6 protein-coding genes are annotated in these 6,097 nt (G+C 60.5%); 1 reads left to right on the top strand and 5 read right to left on the bottom strand.

Annotated features, from left to right (window positions below):
- Window positions 1–14 precede the first annotated feature (14 nt).
- Window positions 15–1,253, bottom strand: a complete 1,239-nt coding sequence (locus CCE89_RS10610) for a cytochrome P450 (protein WP_086437966.1) — start codon at window positions 1,251–1,253, stop codon at window positions 15–17.
- A 100-nt stretch (window positions 1,254–1,353) separates the two neighbouring features.
- Between CCE89_RS10610 and CCE89_RS10615 the strand changes: the two genes are divergently transcribed.
- Window positions 1,354–1,875, top strand: coding sequence for a MarR family winged helix-turn-helix transcriptional regulator (locus CCE89_RS10615; RefSeq protein ID WP_086437967.1), 522 nt, complete (start codon window positions 1,354–1,356; stop codon window positions 1,873–1,875).
- A gap of 71 nt (window positions 1,876–1,946) precedes the next feature.
- Here the strand turns inward: CCE89_RS10615 and CCE89_RS10620 are convergent, their stop codons facing one another.
- From CCE89_RS10620 to CCE89_RS10635, 4 genes are all read right to left on the bottom strand, one after another.
- Complete coding sequence (locus CCE89_RS10620; protein ID WP_086437968.1) at window positions 1,947–3,722, bottom strand: sodium:solute symporter family protein; 1,776 nt, start codon at window positions 3,720–3,722, stop codon at window positions 1,947–1,949.
- Window positions 3,722–4,027, bottom strand: coding sequence for a DUF4212 domain-containing protein (locus CCE89_RS10625; protein ID WP_086437969.1), 306 nt, complete (start codon window positions 4,025–4,027; stop codon window positions 3,722–3,724). Before CCE89_RS10625 ends, CCE89_RS10620 begins: the two co-directional genes overlap by 1 nt.
- Before the next feature lie 145 nt (window positions 4,028–4,172).
- On the bottom strand, window positions 4,173–5,387 hold the full coding sequence (locus tag CCE89_RS10630) for an acyl-CoA dehydrogenase family protein (RefSeq protein WP_234990034.1): 1,215 nt from the start codon (window positions 5,385–5,387) through the stop codon (window positions 4,173–4,175).
- Between the two features lie 180 nt (window positions 5,388–5,567).
- Window positions 5,568–5,756: a hypothetical protein gene (locus CCE89_RS10635; protein WP_086437970.1), complete on the bottom strand. Its 189-nt coding sequence runs from the start codon at window positions 5,754–5,756 to the stop codon at window positions 5,568–5,570.
- Window positions 5,757–6,097 lie beyond the last annotated feature (341 nt).

Consider the following 6,097-nt stretch of genomic DNA (forward strand, 5'->3'; position numbering starts at 1 on the left):
GATGCGCAATGCCGTCAGTCGTGCGGCACGAATGTGAGTGTGTTTTCGGCTAATCCGTGATTGAGCAGGCTGACCCCTTGCCAGAGCGCCGGCGCAGCGCGCTCGATCTGGGCGAAGCGTTCCCTGAGAAGTTCTGCGGTCACTTCGAGTTCGAGCCGGGCGAGCGGCGCGCCGAGGCAGCGATGAATGCCGTAGCCGAAGCTCATCTGGCGGTTCAGATTATCGCGATCCGGATCGAACCGATCGGGCTCCGGAAACATCCCGGAATCGTGGTTGGCTGCACCGAAGAAAACCGCGACCCAGTCTCCGCGCCGGATCAGCGCGTCGCCGATCTCGACGTCTTTCGTCGCAACGCGGAACAGGCGCTGCGGCGGACCGTGGAAGCGCAACGTCTCATTGAAGATGCGGCCGAATAGTTCGGGTTCTTCGGTGTAGCGATCCCAGATGCCCGGCTCGTCGGCGAAGACCGCGAACATGTTGCCGAGATGAAACGAGGTCGTCTCCGCGCCGGCGACGGTAACGGTGACGCAAAAGAGGATCACTTCCTCCAGAGTCAGCGTTTCGCCATCGACTTCGGTTTCGAGAAAGGCGCGCAGCAGCGGCGCGTCCACATCGTGCTTGTCGGATGTCGCTACGTATTCCCGGATGAAACCGTCGAAGAACGCAAACAGGGCGATATTGCGAGCCTGACGTTCTTCAGGCGCCAGATCTTCAGACAGCATGAAGGCGGTTGCCCACTTTCGAATGTCGCGGTCGTGTTTCATGGGGACGCCCAGCAGCGCGGCCATGATCCGGCTGGGCAACATCGCGCAGTAATCCGCCATCACGTCCACCGGCCGGTTGGGGAGGAGGAACTCGTCCATCGTTTCTGCGGCGAGTGTCTTCGCGGTTTCGTGGAGTGCGGCGATGGAACTTGGCTGGAAAACCTTCGCTGCGATCTTCCGGAGCCGGGTGTGTTCAGGCCGGTCGTGGTTGACCAGCATCAGTGACGGTGCGCTGGATTCTTCCTGCAAGCTGTCGCGCGAGGAAAAGCTCTCGTGATCGTAGGCGACCTTGGCCACATGATCGAAGTCCAGGATCACCCAGGCGGGCTGGGGCTCGTCTACGCCCGGAACTGTTCCCGGCGGATAGTCGCGATAGCCGAAGTGCGGACTGCCTTCGCGCAGCTGGTCGTAAACCGGATATGGATTGGCGATTGTCGATGCCTCGTTGAGGATCGACAGATCCATCTCGCCAGTGCGATCTTGCAACATGCCCTCTCCCAAACAATGTCCAATGGAAACTTTCCATCGGAAAGAGAAATTGTCAAGAGAGGTCGATTGCAATAAGCGCCGGGATGTGAATGATCAGCCCATGTCAGAGACCGTAAACACGCTCGAGATCGCGGAGAATGCGTCGAGGCATCCCGCATCGCCGGAGTTCCTCAAGCTGTTCTACCCGTTCCACTATGTGGTGGGCGAAGCGATGGAAAAATCGCTCCAGGGCCCGACGCTCAGCCACCATGAGGCGGTCATCCTATGGATGATTCACTCGGAAGGTCCGGACAGAAAAAGCCTGCCGCGCAAGGAGATAGAACGGCTGATTTGCAGCTGGTACGAGCTTGGTAGCCCTGCTGTGACCAAGGTGCTGAAACGGATGGCGACGCGAGAGAAGCCTCTCATCACAATCCTCAGCAGTGCCGATTCGGGGCGAGAGAAAACAGTCTTCCTGACGGATGAGGGCGAACGGGAAGTGGCGCTCATGATGGAGCGGGCCACGCACACGATCGATCAGATCATCGAAGGGTGGGGCGACAAGGAGATCAAAGCCGGATTGCGCTTCCTTGCGAAGGTGGTCGAGCGCGTCGAGCAATTCGATTCAGGCGCGGCGGTGTGATTTCATGCGAACGGCTGTTCGAGAAACGGATTTGAGGCACATTTCCGCCGTTCGCGGACAGATCGACGCCATCAGTGCATGTGGGGCGCTTCTGCTCCGCGAGGGACACGGATGTTCTCGACGAGCGCGTTGATCCGTTGCGGCGGTGCCTCGGTCATCCGCGCAACGGCGATCGCTACAGCGAAGTTCAGCAGCATTCCGATCACGCCGATGCCTTCGGGCGAAATGCCGAACCACCAGTTTTCGGGAGTGCTGGCCGCCGGTTCCCACAGTTTGAAATAGGCGATGTAGAGGAAGGTGAACCCAAGTCCTGCCACCATGCCCGCAATCGCGCCCTGCTTGTTCATGCGCTTCGAAAAGATGCCCATGAAAATCGCCGGAAAGAGGCTCGCTGCGGCAAGGCCAAAGGCGAACGCCACGACCTGAGCCACCCAGCCGGGCGGATAGATGCCAAGATATCCCGCGACGACGATCGCTGCAGTCGCCGCGATGCGCGCGGCCAGAAGCTCCCCCTTCTCGGAGATATCAGGCTTGAAGGTGGACTTCAGCAAGTCGTGGCTGACCGAACTCGAGATTACCAGCAGCAGGCCCGCTGCCGTCGATAGCGCCGCAGCGAGGCCGCCTGCCGCGACCAATGCGATCACCCAGCCCGGCAGGTTGCCGATCTCGGGATTGGCCAGCACCATGATGTCGCGGTCGACATAGACCTCGTTTTCGCTGGTCACGGTCGGTGGATTGGTGACGATCCGCTCGCCCGAAGCGCCAGTCTCTTTGGCAAATACGGGCGCCCCTTCGAAGGCGTCGCCTGCGCGATACTGCATCGCGCCGTCGCCATTCTTGTCGGTCCAGGCGATGAGGTCGTTGCTCTCCCAATTCCTGAACCAGTCGGGGGCCTGCGAATACTCGGTCTCGTTCACGCTATCGACGAAGTTCAATCGCGCGAAGGCGCCGACCGGGCCTGCAGTCGTGTAGAGCAGCGCGATGAAGATCAGCGCCCAACCTGCCGAGCGGCGCGCGTCGGACGCCTTGGGCACGGTGAAGAAGCGCACGATGACATGCGGAAGGCCAGCCGTGCCGACCATCAGGGCAAGCGTGATGCAGAACACGTCGATCATGCTCTTCGATCCGTCGGTATATTGCGCAAAGCCGAGATCGAGCAGCACGAGGTTGAGCTTTTCCAGCACATACAGTCCTGATCCATCCGAGACCTGCGAGCCCAGACCCAGCTGAGGGATCGGATTGCCGGTAATCATGAAGCTGAGGAAGAAAGCCGGGACCATATAGGCGAAGATCAACACGCAATATTGCGCCACCTGGGTGTAGGTGATCCCCTTCATCCCGCCGAGGACCGCGTAGATGAAGACGATGCCCATGCCGATGATCACACCCAGGGTGATCGGCACGTCGAGGAAGCGGCTGAACACGATCCCGACGCCACGCATCTGGCCGGCGATGTATGTGAAGCTGATGAAAATGAGGCAGATCACCGCGACCACCCGGGCAGCCTTAGAATAATAGCGCGTGCCGATGAAATCGGGCACGGTAAACTCGCCGAACTTCCTGAGGTAGGGGGCCAGCAGCAGCGCCAGCATCACATATCCGCCAGTCCAGCCCATCAGATAGACCGAGCCGTCATAGCCAAGAAACGCGATCAGCCCGGCCATCGAGATGAAGCTCGCCGCGCTCATCCAGTCGGCTGCGGTCGCCATGCCGTTGACGACCGGGTTCACGCCGCCGCCAGCGACATAGAACTCGGATGTCGAGCCCGCGCGGCTCCAGATCGCGATGCCGATATAGAGGGCGAAGCTCAGGCCGACGAAAATGTAGATGAGGGTCTGCGTGTCCATCAGCCGTTCCCCTCGTCGTCATCGTCGAGGTCATAGCGTCGCTCGATCCGGTGGATCCGCCAGTTGTAGAAGAAGATCAGCGCGATGAAGACATAGATGGAGCCTTGCTGGGCAAACCAGAAGCCGAGCGGATAGCCGCCCAACATGAATTGATCGAGCCAGTCACGTAGCAGAACGCCCGCGCCGAAAGACACGACAAACCAGATCGCCATCAGCGTTACCAGCAAGCGGATATTGGCCCGCCAATAGGCACGTGCCTTGTCGCCCGGCGATGTATCCTCGCTTGCCTCGACCTGCTCCCCCATACCGCCCCTTTTTCGTATCTCTCTTCAGCGGCTTACCAGCTTCGCATCGAGCCGTCATCAGCACGCATAAAGGTTAGGGAAAGTCGGGCGAATTGCCCCGTGGGGCGTTGCTGCATCCTTGCCGCAACTGGCCCGGGCAATCGGTTCAATCGCGAGCCTCATTCGCGGCGCGCCATTCGCGCTTGACCTTCTTGGCGAGCGACCATTTGTGCACTTCGGTGGGCCCGTCGTAGATCCGGAATGCGCGGACCTCGCGGAAGATCTGCTCGACAATCGTCTTGTCGGTGACGCCCGTGCCGCCCATCACCTGGACGCAGCGATCGGCAATCCGCATCAGGGCTTCGGATACTGCGACCTTGGTCATGCTGCTTTCGGCAGTGCCGAGATCGCCGGTGTCTAGCACGCTCGCGCACCAATAGATCATCAGCTCGGCCTGTTTGATGTCGATGAGGTTCTCGGCCAGCATGAAGCCGACGCCTTCGTGGTCGACCAGCGGCTTGCCGAAGGCCTGCCGGCGGCATGCATAGTCGCTGGCGATCTCGTTCGCGCGGATGCAGCCGCCGAGCCAGCGCATGCAATGGGACAGGCGGGCAGGGGAGAGGCGCACCTGCGCATATTTGAAGCCTTCTCCCGCTTCGCCCAGCATCTGGTCAGCGGGGACGCGCAGCCCGTTGATGCTGACGGTTGCGTGACCGCCAGGCATGGAGTTGTCGATCGTGTTGGGCACGTGCTCGATACGGATTGCCGGATCGGGCAGGTCGACGAGGAACATGCAGGCGCCGCCCGCACTGTCTGGTTCTTCGGACTTTGCCATCACGATGCCCACACCGGCGCCGTCCGCTCCGGTGATGAAAGCCTTCTTGCCGTCCACGATCCAGTGGTTGCCATCGCGGCGACATGTGGTCTGCATCATCGAAGGGTCGGAACCGGCCCCACCATCTTCGGCAGGTTCGGTCATGAAGAACGCGCTGCGCGCTTCACCGGCGACCATGCGGCGCAGGAACTTGTCCTTCAGGTGATCGGAACCGACATGGCCGAGGAGGTACATATTGCCCTCGTCGGGAGCAGCCGTGTTGAGCGCCAGAGGGCCGAGCGGCGAAAGTCCGCTGCGGATCAGGACATGGGCAGTCTCGACCTGCGTCAGGTGTGAGCCATCGTCGAGGATATGCGGGGTCAGCACGCCTGCTTCTCGGGCCTTGCCGCGCATTTCGTGCATAAGTTCGTCGGTCGGCGCGCCATGATGATCGCGGCGCGGATCGCTTTCGTAAGGCACGACGGTTTCGCGAACGAAGCGCTCTACAGCCTCGCCGATTTCCCGTGCGCGCTGCGAAAGGTTTGGCGGCGCCATATCCGTCATCATGTTCAAAAAGCTCCCAGTTTCCGGTCCCGATATGCACGCGTTGCGCGCATCCCGAGCGACTTACGGGGATCGCCTATGGGAGTATTTGAGCCCCATCAACTCGGCAAAATGCACAGGGGTGCAGTCTCTGCAGGTTTGAGCGAGAAGTGGGAGGATGCAGGGACTCGGTCTGATCAGCTTTCAGAGCGCGGCTTCAAGATCGTCCAGCAGGCCCTGCAGCCGGTTGTGGCTGTATTCCGCGTGTCTTTCGAATTGGTCGCGCAAGCTGCGATCCTCGGACCAGTTCTTCAGCTGCAGGAGAGCGCATTTCTCCGTCTGGTCCATTTCGCGCCAGATCGAAGCAAGTCCGCTATATTGGGAATCGGTCATTTCGGAGCCTGACAAAGCCCCTCGGATAGCGTCAGCGAGGACGCGCCGTTTTTCCCTGCCCGAATCCATGCGGAGAAATTAGCGGTTGGCCTACGGGATTCCACGTAAGTTCGGCGCATGTCATTTTGCGGTCGCATAACTACCCTCGCGCCCTGCGCCGTGCCTGCCAACATCGCGATTGGCTGTCACAGGTCGGTCATATTCGGCGGCTAGCGGCACTCCCATAACAAACGCCAACGATCGGACGGAACACACTCATGAAACCTATTCAGACGGCCTGTTTTGCGGCCATTTCGGCTCTTGCCCTTACTGCCTGTGGCGGTGATGCGGGCGGTGGCGGC

It is taken from the genome of Altererythrobacter xiamenensis, from assembly GCF_900177715.1.
Taxonomy (GTDB): Bacteria; Pseudomonadota; Alphaproteobacteria; order Sphingomonadales; family Sphingomonadaceae; genus Erythrobacter; species Erythrobacter xiamenensis.